This window comes from Rubritalea tangerina, from assembly GCF_042683245.1.
GTDB lineage: Bacteria > Verrucomicrobiota > Verrucomicrobiia > Verrucomicrobiales > Akkermansiaceae > Rubritalea > Rubritalea tangerina.
Window position 1 is genome coordinate 48,228 of record NZ_JBHUJB010000011.1, and the last position, 16,996, is coordinate 65,223.

Here is a 16,996-nt window from a genome sequence, read left to right on the forward strand (position 1 = left end):
ACATTACTCCGGTAAACTTCCAGCCAACACCAAGGCAAATACAAACGCGAACACTGCAAAGCCCTCAACTATCGCCGCAGGAGCTATCGACAACCCAAAGATCTCCGGCTTGTGCTTTGATGCATTGATCGATGCCGCACAACAACTCCCCTGCGCCGCAGCACATACTAACAAAGCCAGACCAGTTAAAAAACCAATCGCAAAAATCCCTGGACCATTCGCCAGCGTCACCGGCTTATTGAGTGTCAAGGTCACCACAATCCCCAAAATCGTCTGAGAGGAAGGCATCGCTGATACACCAGCAAACCTCCCATGCCCACTTTCAGTTTCTAACATCGCCCCGCAAGCCGCCTGCCCAGCCCGTGAACATCCAATGACGCTGCCAATAGCTCCCAATGCCACAGGCGAAAATATGCCCACCCAGCCGAGTACAATAATGAATTGATCCATGATTAGTTTGTTGGTTTATTTTTTTTCTTAAATGCACGAAACGCGTATCCTTCTTCTCCCACGCTCCAGTTAAAAAATTCGATCAAATTGAGCCTAAGCCCGTGAATGAAGCCACTCATGATGGCCAAAATAAAATTTAAGGTGTGGCCGACTAAAAGAATCACAATCGCCAGCAAAAAACCCAACCCCTTCACACTCGCGTTGGCCTGACTCGCCAAGTCGTTAAACGCCCCTGCTAAGGCCGCAGATGCCACACCCAAAGCAAATAGGCGCAGATAGCTGAGCACGTTGCCAAATGCCTCAGATAACTTTGTCAAAGCCATCGCCCCAGTACCTAACTGCTTCATCACACCGTGCCCTTGGCCTGCACCTGTAAAGATCACAATCATTACCAAGCCAGTCACGATCCCAACCCCTCCAGCAGTCTTTAGCCCCTCATGGCTGCCGCCCAGATAAATCATCAAGGCATTAAATAATACCACTATCCAGCCAAGTGGTGCCCAAGCCGCCGCAGACCTCCTCAACCTCCATGCATCAATTGCATTCGCTAACATGATATGCACTGCTCCAATCACAATCGAGAGAGCCATCATTCCGTCCATGTCTTGCATATCTAACACATGCAACATCCCGAACAATGATCCACCATCGGGCTCAATCCCGAAATATGACCCCACAAGCACACCCCAAACCAATGTGCTTATCGTTAGCAATAAACACAAATGTTTCACATTCGCAGACTCAATCCGCTTCCAAAAAACACCTAACAAAACAGCCATCACCACCCCGTACCCAGCATCCGACATGATCATCGCAAAAAATAACGTGAACGAATAGAGCACTACAAAAGAAGGGTCCCAAAGCCGATAACTCGGCGTCATATAAAAACTAATCAGTGACTCACCCACCTGGGTCGATGCTGGATTCTCGAATAAAGTTGGCGGTTGCTCGTCATCCCTAACATCCTCTACTACACGAGCAAGTTGATACCCATCAGCCACCTCCTGCACAGTTTCCACTTTCTCGCCTGGCACCCAAGCTTTCACAGCAAACATCCCAGCACCTTCATACCCCATCTGCACCGCGCGACTGCGCTCCCCAACATCCTGTAGCTGCATGATGTGCTCCACAAAACGCGGTAATTCACGAGCGAGCTCCGCTCCTTCTATCTGAGCATGGGATAGAGCGTCTTCCACCTCCGCCTTCCTCCCACGTAAAGTACTCAGCGAATCTTTTCCTAGATGCTGCCGTTCACTCTCAAAACCTAGTGGCTCGTCTCGCGCAATCACAACCACATAGCAGTGCCTGTGATCCTTCCCCACTTCCTGCCACACCCAATCTAAGTCACTTAACTCGCTAACCCGATGGTGCGGAATCAAGTAAAACCACAGAGACAGCCCACCCATCGACTCGAGACTCGAGAACTCAAAGTCCCCCCATGGCTCCACTTCTTTAATCCGCGCCTCTACCAACTCTAACTCATCATTGAGTCGCTCCATTCTCTGCTCTAACTCGAGCGCCCGTTCCTGAACCTCCATCAGGCTCAACTGCCCAACCGACGCTGGCCGAGTGCCATCAATATGCCAACGCTTCAACAATTGCCATGCCTCAATGGTAGCATCACCTAGAGCAACATTACTCACCCCCCCACTCGCAGAGTCCAATGAAACCAAATGCAAACATCCCAATTCTTGCAGAGCCTCATAGACAGCTTCCTTTTGCTCACTAAATCCAATAAGGACCAATGATTTGAGCGCTACAATACTCATACCCCGCCCCCTTTCAATGCTTCCGTTATGCGATGTGACTTCGCCTTCGCTAACTTAGATTGCACCACCGCAGACCTCTCAGCATCCGCCAAATGAATCTGGATCTTTTTGATGTTAGCTTCCGCTCTCGGAATCAAAATCTTATCAAAGAGATTCACCCGTTGGGTGATCTTACGTGCCGCTTTGTATAAGGCATCCACCCTCTCACCTGCTATCTGAGCCCGAATCTTTAACTCCGTGAATTGCTTCAATGCCTCAATCGCATGATCAAACCAATGTGGTGTCCCCAAGTACGCATAATCAACGAGCTCAAATTCCAATGAATCCAAACTCGGGACCTTCACCCCAACAATGTTCTCCTCGCCTTTCTGATAATCCTTTAAGCTGATGTATTGACTCAGATCAATCCCTGGACTCGCTAACATCGGAACACGTTCCGCCACCTCCCTCGCATAGGGCTCAAATGAAGCCAATAATTCCTGATACTCACGCTCCGCCTTCTTGTGCTCGCCCAGTAGTTGTTGACGCTTCAAGTCAAGAGAAGGCAACACCTTGCGGTAAAGCTTTAAGCTCTCGCGCTCACGCTGTAGTCCACTCTTGCTTAACGTCAATTTGCTCATCGCGACACCGGAAAATACCTATCTATTAGCTCTTGCTTCATCAGTAACTCGTCCGCTTCAAAGCACTCAGCCAGCGTCGCCCAACATAAATCCAAGGCCTCCACCAAAGTCATCGTGGCCTTCACATCCATAAAGCGTTTCTTAAAAAATTTGCCGAAACGCACTAACTTCTCATCAAACTCCGAAAGATCAAATGCCATCGCCTTCTTCTTCTCAGCTTCCTGACTCTCGGAATAGAGACGAATCATCGTGTTCATCACTTGTGAATGGTCCTCCCGCGTAGACTTCCCAATGACATTTTGCTTCAGGCGTGAGAGCGACCCAAAAGGGTCAATGATCCCATCGTGGAGATAGAATTGCCCCTCGGTAATGTACCCAGTATTATCTGGTACTGGATGCGTCACATCCCCACCTGGCATCGTCGTCACCGTCAATACCGTCACCGATCCCGCCCCCTCAAAATCGCAGGCCTTCTCATACCGCCGAGCTAATTGGGTATACAAATCCCCCATGTACCCACGCGTCGCTGGGATCCGCTCCAATGACACCCCAATCTCCTTCATCGCATCCGCATACGATGTCATGTCACTCAATAAAACTAAGACCCGCTTGCCCTCTTCCACCGCAAACTTCTCTGCCACAGCCAATGCCAAATCCGGCACCATCAAACGCTCAACAATCGGATCCGATGCCTGATTCACATACATAATCGTCCGGTGAAACACACCGTGATCCTCAAATGCCTGCCGAAAGAAATAATAATCATCAAAGATTAATCCCATCCCCCCAAAAACGACAATGTCCGCATCCGCCTGAAAACCAATGCGCGCTAACAACTCGTTGAAAGGCTCCCCAGCTACCGAAAAAATAGGAATCTTCTGACTCTCTACCAAACAATTAAACACATCAATCATCGGCACATTCGTCTCAATCATCTTGTCTGGCACCACCCGCTTCATCGGATTCACCGTCGGTGAATCAACCTCAATCCTGCGCTCATAAGTTAACTCAGGCTTCCCATCCGTAGGCTCACCCGCACCATTAAAAATCCTCCCCAAGATAGCCTCCGAAAATACCGCCTCCTGAGGATGACCTAAAAATCTCACTTGCGCATCTGTCGATAACCCCTTGCTTCCCGTAAATACCTGTAAACTAACAAGCTCACCATCCATCTCCACCACCCTCGCTAACGAACGATCCCCTGACACATTCTCCACCGTCGCCAAGTCACCTAACGCTACTCCTCGCGCCTTCACCTTTATCATGTCACCCACTATCTCTAGCAGACGGGTGTGCCTCGTTAATTGCGCTATCATCTCATCCCTCTCATCGTTTAGTTGTTAGAAATATATAACAAAAATGCAGACTACCATGTAACACCATTGAGACATTGTACGTCAATGGATTAATCCGATCATTCGCTCAAGTTTCATTAAGGATATCATTCCTTTGAGTGACGAGGACTCAACTGTGAAATGTTTGACATCTAAGCATAGAGTAGCGATAAGTTAGATTACTATGAAAGCTGCAGTCGTACGTCAATTTGGTCAGCCCCTCGATGTCTGCGAGGTCGAAAAGCCCCAGCTCGAAGCAGGAAAAATTATTGTCAAAGTAGAAGCCTGTGGCGTCTGTCACACCGACCTACACGCCGCCAATGGTGACTGGCCAGTAAAACCGAACCCACCCTTCATTCCTGGCCACGAGGGAGTGGGCGTCGTTACAGAAGTAGGCGCTGGAGTCAAACATGTCAAAGAAGGTGATCGCGTAGGCGTTCCCTGGCTTCACACCGCCTGCGGTTGCTGCAAACATTGCTTCAGCGGATGGGAAACCTTATGCGACTCCCAGCAAAATACCGGATACAGCGTCAATGGCGGCTTTGCCGAATACATGCTTGCAGACCCAAATTATGTGGGCCACCTACCTGATGCGCTCGATTTCGCCGCTGCTGCCCCCATCCTCTGCGCCGGAGTCACCGTCTATAAAGGCCTCAAAGAGACCGACACCCGCCCCGGAGACACCGTCGTCATTTCGGGCATTGGCGGCCTCGGCCACCTCGCAGTTCAATACGCCAAAGCGATGGGCATGCACGTCGTCGCCGTCGATATTGCCGATGACAAACTCGCGCTTGCTGAGAAATTAGGTGCAGAGAAAACCATCAATGCTCTAAACACCGATCCCGTTGCTGAAGTCCAGTCCCTAGGAGGTGCCGAAGGCGTGCTCGTGACAGCAGTGGGTACTCAGTCCTTCGCCCAAGGGCATGGCATGCTCGCCAAACGTGGCACCATGAGTCTCGTCGGCCTCCCTCCTGGCGACTTCCCCCTCCCCATATTCGACACAGTGCTCACCCGAAAGACCATCCGTGGCTCTATCGTCGGTACTAGACTCGACCTCGAGGAATCCCTCGAGTTCGCCGCTGACGGTCTCGTCGCTGCCCACTACTCCATGGATAAGCTCGACAATATCAACGCCATCTTTGACACCATGAAAGAAGGTAAGATCGAGGGTCGCATCGTCATGGAAATCTAATAAGAACACGCATTCCAGAACATTGCTTCACCGCGAATCTCAGCAACCTCCTCCACAGGTTCCCGACTCCACCAGTGCAGGGCTCTGTGCGTTGCAAGCATGCATGAGATGCGTGCCATTCGCGCTCAATGCCTCCATCTTATGGACCTTATCCTAATATTTCACCCCTTTACCAAGTCCCCCCTTGTTAGCGACAAGGCTTTTATTTTCTTGGATTGAGACTAGATTCGGTGCACACAACCGCGCGCTCTCAACGCTCGCGCGCCTCATCACACGCACTGAATCACCATGGAAATCGACCGCACACCTGAACTCCTCTCTCCCGCTGGCAACTGGGACTGCGCACGCGCTGCTGTCGCCAATGGGGCCGATGCGATCTTCTTTGGCCTCTCAAAATTTAATGCGCGCCTGAGGGCGGACAATTTCACGGACGAAGATCTCCCCGAGCTCATGGACTTTCTCCACGCCCACGGCGTGAAGGGATTCGTTACCATGAACACCCTCATTTTCACCTCCGAACTCGAAGCCGCTGAAGCACAACTCAGGCTCCTGGAGCGGGCTGGTGTCGATGCCATTATCGTCCAAGACCTCGGCCTCGCCATGCTGTGCCGCACCGTGGCTCCCTCCATCGAAATCCATGCCTCCACCCAGATGACGATCACCTCGCCAGAAGGTCTGGAATTCATCGACTCACTCTACAAACTCGACCGCGCCGTCCTCTCTCGCGAACTCTCCCTCACGGAGATTAATAAGTTCCATCCAAGCGAATGTGTCCCACTTGAAGTTTTCGTTCATGGCGCCCTCTGTGTCGCCTACTCCGGCCAGTGCCTTACCTCTGAGTCACTCGGCCAGCGCTCTGCCAATAGAGGGGAATGTGCGCAAGCGTGCCGCATGCCCTATGAACTCGTTGTCGATGGCGAAACTGTCGACATGGGTGAAAAACGTTACCTGCTCTCACCTCAGGATCTCGCCGCAGTCGACCTCATCCCAGAACTCGTCGCACAAGGCGTCGTTTCCTATAAGATCGAGGGCCGGCTCAAGACTCCTGAATACGTGGCTGCGGTCACACGGGTCTATCGAAAAGCCATCGATGACGCCGTCGCCAAACGCCCCTCCACTATCACCAAACGCGATCGCTACGCCATGGAAATGACCTTCTCTCGAGGCCTCTCCACCGGTTGGCTCGCTGGCACCAATCACCCCTACCTCACCCACGGGAAATTTGGTAAAAAACGAGGTGTCCGCATCGGCACCGTCGAAAACTGTGGCCCAGGTTGGATCGTTCTCAACCAAGAGGGCGAACATGGACTCAAAGCCGGAGACGGAATCGTTTTCGACGCCGGTGAAAACCGCAACCTCGAACAAGGAACCCGTATCTGGAAAGTCGATGGAGATGTCCTCAACTTCCACCGCAAACATTCCAAAATTAATTGGGACCGCATCAAACCTGGAATCGTCATCTACAAAACAGATGACCCCAAACTCAATGCCGAAGTTAAAGCACTCTGGAAAAATGCCAAACTCACCCCGCTCAAAGATGGCCTCAATATCAAAGCCACCGGAATCGCAGGAACCTCACTCACCTTGGAATGTAATGGCATCTCAGTAAGCACATCCGAAATCCTTGAACCCGCAGAAAATCGACCACTCACCACTGAGCTCCTAGTCAAACAACTCGGAAGACTCGGTAATACAAATTACCAACTCGGCTCAGTCGAAAATCAAGTCGAAGAAGGACTCATCCTCCCAGTCTCCGCACTCAACCGACTCCGCCGCGCACTTGTCGAAAAACTCGACCAACAAGCAGCCGCACTCCCGCCAATCGAAAAACCCATCTCGAAACGCACACTGGCAAACATCATGCCAGAAAAAGTGACAACCGATACCAAAGCCCCTGAACTTTCCGTCCTCACCCGCCACCCTCACCAAATCGAGGCTGCACTCGAAAATGGCGTCAAACGCATCTACGCGGACTTCGAGGATATCCGCCGCTACAAAGACGCTGTTGAAATCGTCCGCGCAGCAGGAGGTGATGCCACGATCCACCTCGCTACCCCGCGTATCCAAAAGCCACAAGAAACCGGCTACTTCAAGTTCATCGACCGCTCAGCACCAGATGGCGTCCTCATCCGCAACCTCGGTGCTGTCACCTACTTCGCCGAAAAAGACTACTACCGCACCGGCGACTTCTCCCTCAACTGTGCCAACCCAGCAACAGCCAAAATTCTTAAAGAACGCGCAGCACTCGATCACCTCACGCTCTCATACGACCTCAATATCCAACAACTCTTGGATATGCTCAATCAAGCCCCCAGCGATTGGTTCGAGCTCACCCTCCACCAGCACATGCCCATGTTCCATATGGAGCACTGCGTCTTCTGTACCTTCATGTCAGAAGGCACCAGCTACAAAGACTGTGGCAGACCCTGTGAAAAACACCAAGTCCAACTCCGTGACCGTGTCGGCCAACTCCACACCCTCATGGCTGACGTCGGCTGCCGAAATACCCTCTTTAATGGACGCGCCCAAACTGCCGCCCGCTTCTACAACGATGTGCGCTCCACAGGCCTCCACCGCTACCGTATCGACTTCCTTAATGAAGACGCTACGGCCACCTCACTCACACTCCAAGCATACCAACAGCTTCTTTCTAACAAGACTGATGGCCACCTCCTCTGGCAAGACCTCGGCGTCATGGAAAAACTCGGCGTCACCGAAGGAACCCTTGAAGTGAAAAGCTAAGACCTTCCCAGTCTAACAAAGCCCCACTGCATCCCAGTGAGCACAAACCAGCCCCAGTAATGACTTACTAGGACTGGCTCTTTGCACATGTGGTTAGAGAGAACCTCAAACTTCTAACCACTAGCCCGAAATAGGGCCCACAATGAAAGGGTGACGATGAATAAGAGCGATGCCATAACGACAACCGCGGTCACTCGAGAGTCATGCTTATCTTGCGCATCGTGTCGTAATAATTCTCCATAGGTAAAATGGAGCGTATTCTTTTCTTTGTTCTGGGGGGGACGATCAAACATGGGGGGGCTGATTGATGTTGTACCCGAAGGTGCGGAGCCACCCTGCATCAGGTGACCCCGCTTTTCGGGGGGGATTCGGGGGAGTGTATGTTTTTTGTTACCATCAAGAGGAAAGGTAGCTCCATAGGAGGAAGAGAGAGCCGAAAAGTACGACGATACCGAGTAAAATAATGCCTGAGACAGCGAGAAATTGCTGCCGATAACGATCTTCATCACTGAGAAATTCAGCCAACCTTGGGTCAAGGTAACTGTCTCTCCTGTGTTTGCGGGAGTGGGCCATGGGAGTATGCTTGTGGGATATTCGGGGGATAATCAGCGGAACTGCCTAGGGGCGACAGTTCCGCTTATAGGGGGGATGTTTCTAGGATGAGTGAGCAGGTAGAAGCACTTGTATAATGAGATGTCCTTAGACCGTGTACAACACAGCACTGGATTGAGAATCTGGCCATCGAGCCATCACACTTATTGGAGAGATTCACCCTGCTGATTGGGAGATTATACAAACGCTCGAAATTGTCTATTCCCCCAATTGGGGGGGAGCTGTCTGAAAGATGCCCCCGACCCATCGACCTCCCTCACGCCAAGCTATTACCTACCAAGAATTTACTCATCAGCTGCGCATGCGAGCTCACCCCAAAGTGGCGGTAAATATCTTTGATGTATCCAGCAACAGTGTTTTCAGCCAATTCCATCTCGTGACTGATCTGCTTGCGCCCAAGGCCATCCAACATCAAGTTCAAAACCACGCGTTGCTGTGGATATAATTGTGGTCCCTTCGCTGTGATTTCGTTCGGCCAACCCGCCGAATGCAACCATGGGATCTCTTGAATCAATAAATGCGCAATCTTCATCTCCCGCTCTGAGAAAGCTGGCTTCCCTGTGGAACGATACATTCCAATCGCACTCATCGAATGGGCATCCACCGGAAACCCACTCACAAACAACTCTCCTATGTCCGCCTCACTCATCAACTGAGCCACCTCGCTATCGCTGAATAGGTGTTGCTTATCAAGTTGCTCTAAACTGTATGTCGCATGCTTCCCTTCCACAGCAACTTCATCCACCCACGGAGCCACAATCGCCTTGTTGTGTGGATGCTCAAAAACCTTCAACAATTTCGCGTAGCGTTCTTCATCAAAGCCTTGGTGCATAATCCCAACGTAGACGGGAGGCGCCCCCTCTTCTTGCCATGTACCCAATGACCAAACCCATGCATCAGCCCCAATGAGCTCGCAGAGCCCATTCATCAAAAAGCGTTTCTTCTCACTATGCCCCCCTTCTAGGGCGGCTGTGTTTCCTAACAAGCGTACAATGGCGCTAGCTTCTGTATCTGAAATCATTCTATATCCGTGTGGCAGTTCTGTCGACTGGACCTCTGCTACTGCGTGTAAAGCGACAAACACATCAGACCAGAGCTTGGTCAACATCTGGTATCGAAACCAGTGGTCATCTTGATCAGCAGATCCTAGACCATTTCGAGACAAATATCAGAATACTGGCAATGAGTGCAATCACAGATTCGACCATTATGCACTTCACCTCCCCTCCACGCACTGCCACAGTCCTTCTCACATCCATGCGACTCAAATTAACCATAGCCTACGATGGGCGCCCCTACTCAGGTTGGGCCACCCAACCCAACGCCACTACAGTCCAAGACCTCGTCCAAGACGCGCTCTCAAACGTGGCCAAAGAAACAATCAAAATCCAAGGTTCAGGCCGTACTGACACTGGTGTCCACGCCGATGCGCAAGTCGCCCATTTCGATGCCCCAGCTCACATGGACATGAACCCCTACAATTGGGTGCCAGCTCTCAATACAAAACTACCCGCCACCATACGTGTCACCGACTGCCAAGAGGTAGCTGACGACTTTCACTCCCGTTTTTCGGCTGAAGCAAAAACTTACACCTACTTCCTCGCCACCTGCCCAGTCCTTCACCCGATGCTCGCAGGAAGAGCCTGGCACCTGCCACGTCAGTTAGACCCTGACTTCCTACAAAAAGCACTCGACCACTATCTTGGCACCCATGATTTCCAAGCATTCGGAGCGCTGCGCGGCAATGAATCAGAAACCACCAGCTACCTGCGCACCCTTACCGAGGCTTCACTCCAAAGTACCACGGATGGCTACCTGCTCCGTTACACTGGTGATGGCTTTCTATATAAAATGGTTAGGCTCCTCACAGGCGCTGCAGTACATGTCGCCCAAGGCCGCCTACGCTTAGATGACCACCTAGCTCTGTTAGACCAACCCTCTGACCTTCCTCACGGACGCTCACCCTACTGCGCACCCGCCGCTGGACTCACCCTCACCGAAGTCACCTACCCATGAAATACTGCGCTATCATCACACTCGCACTCAGCCTCGCCTCCTGTGACAAAGCGGAACGTCAAGTCGCTGAATCCACCAAGCCCGCTCGTGAAGCCGGAAAAGAGTTAATCCAAGAATCAGCAGATGCCGTCGAGCAAATCGGTGGCGAAGTCGCAGACGATATCAAAAAAAGCAGTAAAGGGCTCAAACAAGAATTACAGCGCCAATCCAAAAAAGTAAGGAATGACGCCGCCGACCTGATCAAGCCCTGATCTCGCCCTGATCTCGCACAGCCTAGTGTCCTAAAAAGCTCTTCAACATCCAGATCGTCTTCTGATGGACCTGAATCCGCGCGATACATAAGTCTTCCGATTCAGAGTCACCCGCGTCACCCGCGTCACCCGCTAAGTCGCGCGCTTTGCTAAGCGATGCCACCACCAACTCGTTTGCCTTCGCTAGGTGAGCAACCATATCCACTGCATTGGAATCCTCTGCAAGTTCACTGATAGAGGAAGCCTTCGCCAAATTTCCTAAACCACCTGGCGCCAGTGCTCCCAGCGCTCTCACACGTTCCGCAATCTCGTCCACCGCGGTGAACAATTCTGTGTATTGCTCTTCGAATGCTGTATGCAGAGCAAAGAACTCGGGTCCGCGAACATTCCAATGGCATAAATGCGTCTGCCCCATCAAAGCATAGCTGTCTGCTACCACCTGGCGTAATGCCCCTACAACTGGAGAATCTGAATTAGACATGTCTAACATTAGCCAGAAAACCTGAAGCCAGCAAGTGAGATCGACCGCTACTATTCACTATTAGCTTCTGCTCTGTAACAGGTCGCAGAAAGCAATGTGCAAACCTTGCCCAACCAATAGTGGTCGACAGCGTCAAAATTTGCTGGGTAATCAGAATCAATGTCAAAGACAGCCACGACCTCTCCCTTGTCATCAACTACAGGGAGCACAATCTCTGATCGAGTACTGCTAGAACAAGCAATGTGGTCCTGCACAGCATTGACGTCATCCACGATTTGAACCTCGCCACTCCTCGCTGCAGCCCCACACACACCTCGCTCAAATGGAATTCGCAAACACCCATGCCCGCCTTGGTACGGTCCTACCATCAATACCCCAGGCTCCGTCACTCGATAAAAACCCACCCAGTGAAATCCCTCAAACGCATGAAACACTTCACAAGCCACCGTCGCCAAACATGCAATTTCATCTCGCACTCCGTCCAAAATAGCTTCTAGCTTTTTGAACACCATTGCGTAGTTCTCTTCCTTCGATTCCATGACTGAACACAGCAAAGCTAAAGCATACACGCAAGCATGGATCCCCCACCTTTAGACTACTCACTCAAATTTACTCCACCAAACCTTGAGCCAGTATCGCATCTTTGTTAGGCTACAGTATGGATCGCAGAGTACATTTTCTCTCAGAACTCCACCATGCTGACACTCGACTCAGAGCCTTAATTGATGACCTCAGTGATGCGCAACTCGCCGTACCCTACCACCGAGGTATCAACCCACCCATATGGGAGCTGGGTCACGTAGCCTTCTTCTACGAATACTTCTTACTGCGCCCCCTCGTAAACCTCGACCCATTCATGCCGGGCTTTGATGACGTCTGGGATTCCTTTGAACTCCACCACGAAGAACGCTGGAAAGAGAATGTCGTACCAGACCTCCCTAACACCCGTGCCTATTATAACAAGGTCATTGCTGAACTCGAAACACAGATCAGAACGCATCCGCTCACTGACGAATGGCTCTACCTCCTAGAATACGGTATCGCCCACCACCACATGCACATTGAGTCGCTCATATGGACACGCCAAACTCTTGCTTACCCAAAGCCAACCTTCACATCGGATGATAGCCTTTCTCCAGACACCCACTTTACAAAGGGAGATGCTGAAGTTCCCAGTGGCAGCTACCAAATAGGCATTTCATTGTTGGACACCCATGACCCTAGCTCAGCCCAACATTTCTGCTTTGACAACGAAAAACCTGGCTTTCATTTGCAGATAGAAAGCTTCAAAATTTCAAAATCTCTCGTCACTTGCGGCGAATTCCTCGCCTTCCTAGAAGATGGCAGCTACCAAAATCAAAGCCTCTGGAGCTTCGGTGGCAAGCATTGGCTCCAAGACGGACACACCCACCCCGAGTTTTGGCAAAAACGCAAAGGCACATGGTGGCTCAGGCGCTTTGACCAATGGATTCCCATTCCTCTGAACCACCCCATCCTTCATGTCAGCTTCTGGGAGGCAGAAGCATTCTGCCGCTGGGCCGATCGCAGGCTTCCAACAGAGTTCGAATGGGAAACCGCAGCCCGTGGCCACGATGCTAAGCTCTATCCCTGGGGCAATACGATGCAACACAATCGCGTAAGTATGGATGCATGCCACATGGGTAATCACGATGCCACAGCACTCAGTTCTAGCGCTAGCGACTGTGGCTGCATCCAAATGCTCGGAACCGCCTGGGAATGGACTGATAGCCAATTCCTACCGTACGACGGCTTCAGCAAAGACATGTACCCATACATGTCCACCCTCCAGTTCGGTGACCACAAAGTCGTCAAAGGTGGCTCATGTGCCAGTTCATCTCACATCATCCGCAATACCTACCGCCAAGCCTACCACCCGTTTCGCCGAGATGTCTTTGTCGGCTTCAGAACCTGCGCCCGCTAAACCTCCCACTGAGCCATAAAAAAAGCGGCTCCCCATCAGGAAAGCCGCTTTTGAAAATTACTAGGAAAGTAGTTTAGTCTACCTTCTTAACATTGGAGATGTGAATCGGTCCGTCGATCTCAACAATACCACCTTCTGGGTTTGCTTCAGAACGCTTGAGAGCCTTCTTGATCTTACGGACGCCTTCAACGATGACTCGTTGCTTAGCTTCGTTAACAGATGTCACTGTGCCAGTAGCACCTTTGTGACTGCCTGCGATAACTTGTACTTTGTCACCCTTCTTTACGTGTGCCATGATAGTTCAGTCAGTTAAAGTTAGAGTACCTCTGGTGCGAGGGAGACGATCTTCATGAACTGCTTCTCACGAAGTTCACGAGCAACTGGGCCGAAGATACGTGTACCTTTCGGGTTGTTGTCCTTATCAATGATGACGATTGCATTGCTGTCAAAACGAAGCACTGAACCGTCCTTACGACGAATCGGAGCTGCGGTACGAACAACAACTGCTTTCACTACTGTACCCTTCTTGATTGAAGCTGTTGGAATTGCTTCACGAACGTGTGCAGTGATGATGTCACCGACGTTAGCAGCCTTGGAACGAGTTCCGAGGACACCAATCATTTTTGCGGAACGAGCGCCTGTGTTGTCGGCGATCGCTACGGAGGATTCCATTTGAATCATAAATTTATAGTCAGTTAGATGTTACAGAGATGGAGATCGGCGCCCCGATTGGGACGCCGAATCCTGAAGTTTGATTAGTGTGAAAGAACTTCTGTAAGTTCCCAGCACTTAAGCTTAGAAATAGGCTTAGTTTCGGTGATACGCACCTTGTCGCCAACTGCTGCCTTGCCTTCTTCGTCGTGTGCGTAGAATTTCTTCGTGCGCTTAACGATTTTCTTGAAGCGTGGGTGAGGAACGCGAGCTACGTATTCAACTACGATAGTCTTGTTCATCTGAGTGGAGACAACAACGCCAACGCGGGACTTGCGCAAACCTGGCTTCTTTGTGTTTGTTTCGCTCATGTTTATTTATCCTTTGTTTGGTGTTACTTGTTACGAAGTTCTGTGAGAACGGTGTTCACACGTGCGACTTCGCGGCGGATTGCCTTGAGGCGTGCGGTGTTCTCAAGCTGGCCTGTAGCCTGCTGGAGACGGAGAGTAAGAGCTTCCTGCTTGAGTTCGCGGAGACGAGCGCTCAACTCCTCAGCAGTAAGTTCGCGGATTTCGCTAATTTTAGTAGCCATAATAGTGGTTATTCTATTTTCCGGTTAGTATTCTGAGGATTACGCAAGCTTGTTACGCTCTACGAAACGAGTGCGGAAACCAAGCTTGTTTGAAGCGAGACGAAGTGCTTCCTTCGCGTCTGCTTCTGGCACACCTGCGATCTCAAAGATCATAGTACCTGGCTTGATTACTGCAACCCAACGGTCAACAGCACCTTTACCTTTACCCATACGAGTTTCTGGTGGACGGCCTGTTACGGACTTGTGAGGGAAGACGCGGATGTAGACCTTACCCTTACGCTTGAGGTAGCGGTTGATGGAGATACGACAAGCTTCAATCTGACGGTTGCTCATCCATGAGCGACCAAGTGACTGGAGACCGAAGTCACCGAAGCTTACGTCAGTTCCGCGCTGTGCATTACCACCGCGATTACCACGCTGTGATTTGCGGAACTTTGTGCGTTTTGGCATTAAAGGCATAATTCTTAATTCCTATATGTTATAAGTTAATAAAGATTAGCCCTGACGACGCTCGCGACGTTCACCACCTGGACGACGACCACGACCACCACGGTCATTGCGGTTGTTGCCACCTGCTGTGAGCTTTTCTTCCTTCTTGTTGATCCATACTTTCACACCGATAATTCCGTAGACTGTGGAAGCTTCTGCGAAGCCGTAGTCGATTGGCACACGGAGTGTTTGAAGTGGCACTTTACCTTCGCGGTACCATTCAGCACGTGCGATGTCAGCACCACCAAGACGACCTGCGCAGCGAATACGGATACCTTCGGCACCGAATTCCATTGCTGTCTGGATGGAGCGTTTCATAGCGCGACGGAATGCGATACGACGCTCAAGCTGAACAGCGATGTTTTCTGCTACAAGCTGAGCATCAAGCTCAGGCTTGCGGATCTCAATGATGTCGATCTTAACTTGGCAGCCACCACAGATCTTGGAGATATCTGTAGTCATCTTTTCGATCTCTGCACCCTTACGACCAATCACAAGACCTGGACGTGATGTGTGAAGTGTGACGCGAACGCTGTTCCATGCACGCTCAATTGTGACGCGTGAAAGAGCAGCAAACTGAAGACGACCCTTGATGTATTTACGGATCTTAAGATCTTCGTGGAGCTTGTTGGAGTAATCTTGGCCCTTGGCATACCACTTAGAACGCCAGTCCTTAGAGACTGCGAGGCGGAATGCGATAGGATTTACTTTCTGTCCCATATTATTAGTTCTTTAGTGGTTGTTTATGCCTCTGCTTTTGGAGCAAGGGTGATGAAGATATGGCTAGTGCGCTTGCGGATACCGCCTGCAGATCCACGAGCACGTGGCTTGAATCGCTTGAAGGTAGGACCTTCACCGATGACTGCCTCTTTTACGAAGAGCTCGTCAGCGTCGAGTTCGAAGTTGTTTTCTGCGTTAGCGATTGCGGACTTGAGTGTCTTAGCAATGAGTGCAGCTGATTTCTTTGGTGTGAAGGTCAGTGCGTCAAGTGCGGAGGACACAGGAAGACCCTGGATTTCGCGGGCCACGTCACGTGCTTTCTTAGCGGAGACGCGAGCGTATTTGTATGTTGATTTTACTTCCATGGATTTGTTCCGTTGGATGATTGATTCCTGATTATTTAATCGTCTTGATTGATGCGATGTCGCCGAGGCGAACCGCGTTGTTGGTGTCTTCGAGTGTCACTACTAGGGCCCCAGAGATATCTGGTCGGACCCGAGCAATGATAGCTTCGGCTATTTGGCCGTTACCGCGTAGGATACGGAATGTCATGCCGATGCGCACTTGCTGCTTTTCCCCTGCATTCAGTACGAGTAAGCCAGATTGGCCGTCTATACTGATGACTTTCGCTTCCTGAAGGGAGCCAAAATCTACTTGGGGACGCGGCTTGTGCCTTATTCCGAGCTCGACGTCAAGTCCTCTGATTGCAGATTCTACATTTAGTCGTGCTTCGGCGTCAGCAGCAAAGGCGGTTTTGAGGTATTCACGCACCTGATCGGTGAGCTTCAGTGCCGCTGTTTCCAGCGAACTGAGGCGATCCTCGAGCACCTTGCGGTTGGCCACCGCTTGCATGAGTCGTTCGTCGTCAGTCCCGAGTGGGTAGGCGCCGAGCGCTTCAAGCTGTAAGCGGATTGTCTCTAGCTCTTTGGAAGCTTCTTGTTCTTGCTGTGAGGCATGCGCAAGAGCCTTGGAGAGCGTCTGGTTCTGTTGTTGAAGACTGGCGACTTTCGCTTCCAGTCTTGAGAGGCGAGCATCTTGGCTTTCGTTTTGTTGCGCGCTACCTACCCCAGTACTTAGAGCATAAGCTCCTAATGTAGCTGGTAGCAGTAGAGAAGCGCGCATAAACGAAATCAGA

At 51.0% G+C, this 16,996-nt stretch carries 21 protein-coding genes; 5 read left to right on the forward strand and 16 right to left on the reverse strand.

All coding sequences use genetic code 11. The features are described from left to right. Nucleotides 1-3 precede the first annotated feature (3 nt). The 4 genes from ACFSW8_RS02130 to ACFSW8_RS02145 are packed head-to-tail and all read right to left on the reverse strand — an operon-like array spanning nucleotide 4 to nucleotide 4,155. Nucleotides 4-450, reverse strand: a complete 447-nt coding sequence (locus ACFSW8_RS02130; protein WP_377089240.1) for an ATP synthase subunit C — start codon at nucleotides 448-450, stop codon at nucleotides 4-6. A 2-nt stretch (nucleotides 451-452) separates the two neighbouring features. Then, nucleotides 453-2,219, reverse strand: coding sequence for a V-type ATP synthase subunit I (locus ACFSW8_RS02135; protein ID WP_377089239.1), 1,767 nt, complete (start codon nucleotides 2,217-2,219; stop codon nucleotides 453-455). Then, a complete protein-coding gene (locus tag ACFSW8_RS02140) occupies nucleotides 2,216-2,839 on the reverse strand; it encodes a V-type ATP synthase subunit D (RefSeq protein ID WP_377089238.1) in 624 nt (207 codons plus the stop codon). Before ACFSW8_RS02140 ends, ACFSW8_RS02135 begins: the two co-directional genes overlap by 4 nt. Then, the gene (locus ACFSW8_RS02145; RefSeq protein ID WP_377089237.1) at nucleotides 2,836-4,155 is read right to left on the reverse strand and encodes a V-type ATP synthase subunit B; all 1,320 of its coding nucleotides are present in this window, start codon (nucleotides 4,153-4,155) and stop codon (nucleotides 2,836-2,838) included. The genes ACFSW8_RS02140 and ACFSW8_RS02145 overlap by 4 nt, the downstream gene beginning before the upstream one ends. A gap of 202 nt (nucleotides 4,156-4,357) precedes the next feature. On the opposite strand from ACFSW8_RS02145, the gene adhP reads away from it, so the two are divergent. Next, nucleotides 4,358-5,365, forward strand: coding sequence for an alcohol dehydrogenase AdhP (adhP, locus tag ACFSW8_RS02150; RefSeq protein WP_377089236.1), 1,008 nt, complete (start codon nucleotides 4,358-4,360; stop codon nucleotides 5,363-5,365). A gap of 288 nt (nucleotides 5,366-5,653) precedes the next feature. Further along, nucleotides 5,654-8,107: a U32 family peptidase gene (locus ACFSW8_RS02155; RefSeq protein ID WP_377089235.1), complete on the forward strand. Its 2,454-nt coding sequence runs from the start codon at nucleotides 5,654-5,656 to the stop codon at nucleotides 8,105-8,107. A gap of 396 nt (nucleotides 8,108-8,503) precedes the next feature. Here ACFSW8_RS02155 and ACFSW8_RS02160 read toward each other — a convergent pair whose 3' ends face one another. Together ACFSW8_RS02160 and ACFSW8_RS02165 are read right to left on the reverse strand one after the other, a co-directional pair. Next, nucleotides 8,504-8,680, reverse strand: coding sequence for a hypothetical protein (locus ACFSW8_RS02160; protein ID WP_377089233.1), 177 nt, complete (start codon nucleotides 8,678-8,680; stop codon nucleotides 8,504-8,506). Between the two features lie 295 nt (nucleotides 8,681-8,975). Then, nucleotides 8,976-9,740 carry a helix-turn-helix transcriptional regulator gene (locus ACFSW8_RS02165; protein WP_377177321.1) on the reverse strand — a complete coding sequence of 255 codons (765 nt, stop codon included), beginning with the start codon at nucleotides 9,738-9,740 and terminating at the stop codon, nucleotides 8,976-8,978. Between the two features lie 161 nt (nucleotides 9,741-9,901). Between ACFSW8_RS02165 and truA the strand changes: the two genes are divergently transcribed. Both truA and ACFSW8_RS02175 read left to right on the forward strand, forming a co-directional pair. Next, nucleotides 9,902-10,735, forward strand: a complete 834-nt coding sequence (truA, locus tag ACFSW8_RS02170; RefSeq protein WP_377089230.1) for a tRNA pseudouridine(38-40) synthase TruA — start codon at nucleotides 9,902-9,904, stop codon at nucleotides 10,733-10,735. Continuing rightward, nucleotides 10,732-10,986 carry a hypothetical protein gene (locus ACFSW8_RS02175; protein ID WP_377089229.1) on the forward strand — a complete coding sequence of 85 codons (255 nt, stop codon included), beginning with the start codon at nucleotides 10,732-10,734 and terminating at the stop codon, nucleotides 10,984-10,986. Before truA ends, ACFSW8_RS02175 begins: the two co-directional genes overlap by 4 nt. Nucleotides 10,987-11,008: 22 nt before the next feature. Here the strand turns inward: ACFSW8_RS02175 and ACFSW8_RS02180 are convergent, their stop codons facing one another. Next, a complete protein-coding gene (locus ACFSW8_RS02180) occupies nucleotides 11,009-11,467 on the reverse strand; it encodes a Dps family protein (protein WP_377089228.1) in 459 nt (152 codons plus the stop codon). A gap of 50 nt (nucleotides 11,468-11,517) precedes the next feature. Next, a complete protein-coding gene (locus ACFSW8_RS02185) occupies nucleotides 11,518-12,006 on the reverse strand; it encodes a GAF domain-containing protein (protein WP_377177323.1) in 489 nt (162 codons plus the stop codon). 119 nt (nucleotides 12,007-12,125) lie between these two features. On the opposite strand from ACFSW8_RS02185, the gene ACFSW8_RS02190 reads away from it, so the two are divergent. Then, nucleotides 12,126-13,409, forward strand: a complete 1,284-nt coding sequence (locus ACFSW8_RS02190) for an SUMF1/EgtB/PvdO family nonheme iron enzyme (RefSeq protein ID WP_377089227.1) — start codon at nucleotides 12,126-12,128, stop codon at nucleotides 13,407-13,409. Nucleotides 13,410-13,482: 73 nt separating this feature from the next. On the opposite strand, the gene rplX is transcribed toward ACFSW8_RS02190, so the two are convergent. The 8 genes from rplX to ACFSW8_RS02230 all read right to left on the reverse strand — a co-directional run bounded on the left by rplX (nucleotide 13,483) and on the right by ACFSW8_RS02230 (nucleotide 16,983). After that, nucleotides 13,483-13,704 carry a 50S ribosomal protein L24 gene (rplX, locus tag ACFSW8_RS02195; protein WP_377089226.1) on the reverse strand — a complete coding sequence of 74 codons (222 nt, stop codon included), beginning with the start codon at nucleotides 13,702-13,704 and terminating at the stop codon, nucleotides 13,483-13,485. A 20-nt stretch (nucleotides 13,705-13,724) separates the two neighbouring features. After that, the gene (rplN, locus tag ACFSW8_RS02200) at nucleotides 13,725-14,090 is read right to left on the reverse strand and encodes a 50S ribosomal protein L14 (protein WP_377089225.1); all 366 of its coding nucleotides are present in this window, start codon (nucleotides 14,088-14,090) and stop codon (nucleotides 13,725-13,727) included. A gap of 74 nt (nucleotides 14,091-14,164) precedes the next feature. Beyond that, nucleotides 14,165-14,431 (reverse strand): 30S ribosomal protein S17, encoded by a 267-nt coding sequence (rpsQ, locus tag ACFSW8_RS02205; RefSeq protein ID WP_377089224.1) that lies wholly within the window; start codon nucleotides 14,429-14,431, stop codon nucleotides 14,165-14,167. Between the two features lie 23 nt (nucleotides 14,432-14,454). Further along, the gene (gene rpmC, locus ACFSW8_RS02210; RefSeq protein ID WP_377089223.1) at nucleotides 14,455-14,652 is read right to left on the reverse strand and encodes a 50S ribosomal protein L29; all 198 of its coding nucleotides are present in this window, start codon (nucleotides 14,650-14,652) and stop codon (nucleotides 14,455-14,457) included. Between the two features lie 39 nt (nucleotides 14,653-14,691). Further along, nucleotides 14,692-15,111, reverse strand: a complete 420-nt coding sequence (rplP, locus tag ACFSW8_RS02215) for a 50S ribosomal protein L16 (RefSeq protein WP_377089222.1) — start codon at nucleotides 15,109-15,111, stop codon at nucleotides 14,692-14,694. A gap of 36 nt (nucleotides 15,112-15,147) precedes the next feature. After that, nucleotides 15,148-15,861 (reverse strand): 30S ribosomal protein S3, encoded by a 714-nt coding sequence (gene rpsC, locus ACFSW8_RS02220; RefSeq protein WP_377089221.1) that lies wholly within the window; start codon nucleotides 15,859-15,861, stop codon nucleotides 15,148-15,150. 23 nt (nucleotides 15,862-15,884) lie between these two features. Next, nucleotides 15,885-16,226: a 50S ribosomal protein L22 gene (rplV, locus tag ACFSW8_RS02225; RefSeq protein WP_377089220.1), complete on the reverse strand. Its 342-nt coding sequence runs from the start codon at nucleotides 16,224-16,226 to the stop codon at nucleotides 15,885-15,887. A 31-nt stretch (nucleotides 16,227-16,257) separates the two neighbouring features. Further along, entirely contained in the window at nucleotides 16,258-16,983 is a 726-nt protein-coding gene (locus ACFSW8_RS02230) for a hypothetical protein (protein ID WP_377089219.1), read from the reverse strand. Between the last annotated feature and the right edge of the window lie 13 nt (nucleotides 16,984-16,996).

Bases quoted from the DNA above. Each gene is read 5' to 3' on its own strand.
- ACFSW8_RS02135 (WP_377089239.1), bottom strand. From the start codon at position 2,219: ATGAGTATTGTAGCGCTCAAATCATTGGTCCTTATTGGATTTAGTGAG.
- ACFSW8_RS02190 (WP_377089227.1), top strand. From the start codon at position 12,126: ATGGATCGCAGAGTACATTTTCTCTCAGAACTCCACCATGCTGACACT.
- rplN (WP_377089225.1), bottom strand. From the start codon at position 14,090: ATGATTCAAATGGAATCCTCCGTAGCGATCGCCGACAACACAGGCGCT.
- rplX (WP_377089226.1), bottom strand. From the start codon at position 13,704: ATGGCACACGTAAAGAAGGGTGACAAAGTACAAGTTATCGCAGGCAGT.
- ACFSW8_RS02155 (WP_377089235.1), top strand. From the start codon at position 5,654: ATGGAAATCGACCGCACACCTGAACTCCTCTCTCCCGCTGGCAACTGG.
- ACFSW8_RS02140 (WP_377089238.1), bottom strand. From the start codon at position 2,839: ATGAGCAAATTGACGTTAAGCAAGAGTGGACTACAGCGTGAGCGCGAG.
- truA (WP_377089230.1), top strand. From the start codon at position 9,902: ATGAGTGCAATCACAGATTCGACCATTATGCACTTCACCTCCCCTCCA.
- ACFSW8_RS02230 (WP_377089219.1), bottom strand. From the start codon at position 16,983: ATGCGCGCTTCTCTACTGCTACCAGCTACATTAGGAGCTTATGCTCTA.
- ACFSW8_RS02175 (WP_377089229.1), top strand. From the start codon at position 10,732: ATGAAATACTGCGCTATCATCACACTCGCACTCAGCCTCGCCTCCTGT.
- rpsC (WP_377089221.1), bottom strand. From the start codon at position 15,861: ATGGGACAGAAAGTAAATCCTATCGCATTCCGCCTCGCAGTCTCTAAG.
- rplP (WP_377089222.1), bottom strand. From the start codon at position 15,111: ATGCCTTTAATGCCAAAACGCACAAAGTTCCGCAAATCACAGCGTGGT.
- ACFSW8_RS02165 (WP_377177321.1), bottom strand. From the start codon at position 9,740: ATGATTTCAGATACAGAAGCTAGCGCCATTGTACGCTTGTTAGGAAAC.
- ACFSW8_RS02160 (WP_377089233.1), bottom strand. From the start codon at position 8,680: ATGGCCCACTCCCGCAAACACAGGAGAGACAGTTACCTTGACCCAAGG.
- ACFSW8_RS02185 (WP_377177323.1), bottom strand. From the start codon at position 12,006: ATGGAATCGAAGGAAGAGAACTACGCAATGGTGTTCAAAAAGCTAGAA.
- ACFSW8_RS02180 (WP_377089228.1), bottom strand. From the start codon at position 11,467: ATGTCTAATTCAGATTCTCCAGTTGTAGGGGCATTACGCCAGGTGGTA.
- ACFSW8_RS02145 (WP_377089237.1), bottom strand. From the start codon at position 4,155: ATGATAGCGCAATTAACGAGGCACACCCGTCTGCTAGAGATAGTGGGT.
- rpmC (WP_377089223.1), bottom strand. From the start codon at position 14,652: ATGGCTACTAAAATTAGCGAAATCCGCGAACTTACTGCTGAGGAGTTG.
- adhP (WP_377089236.1), top strand. From the start codon at position 4,358: ATGAAAGCTGCAGTCGTACGTCAATTTGGTCAGCCCCTCGATGTCTGC.
- rplV (WP_377089220.1), bottom strand. From the start codon at position 16,226: ATGGAAGTAAAATCAACATACAAATACGCTCGCGTCTCCGCTAAGAAA.
- rpsQ (WP_377089224.1), bottom strand. From the start codon at position 14,431: ATGAGCGAAACAAACACAAAGAAGCCAGGTTTGCGCAAGTCCCGCGTT.
- ACFSW8_RS02130 (WP_377089240.1), bottom strand. From the start codon at position 450: ATGGATCAATTCATTATTGTACTCGGCTGGGTGGGCATATTTTCGCCT.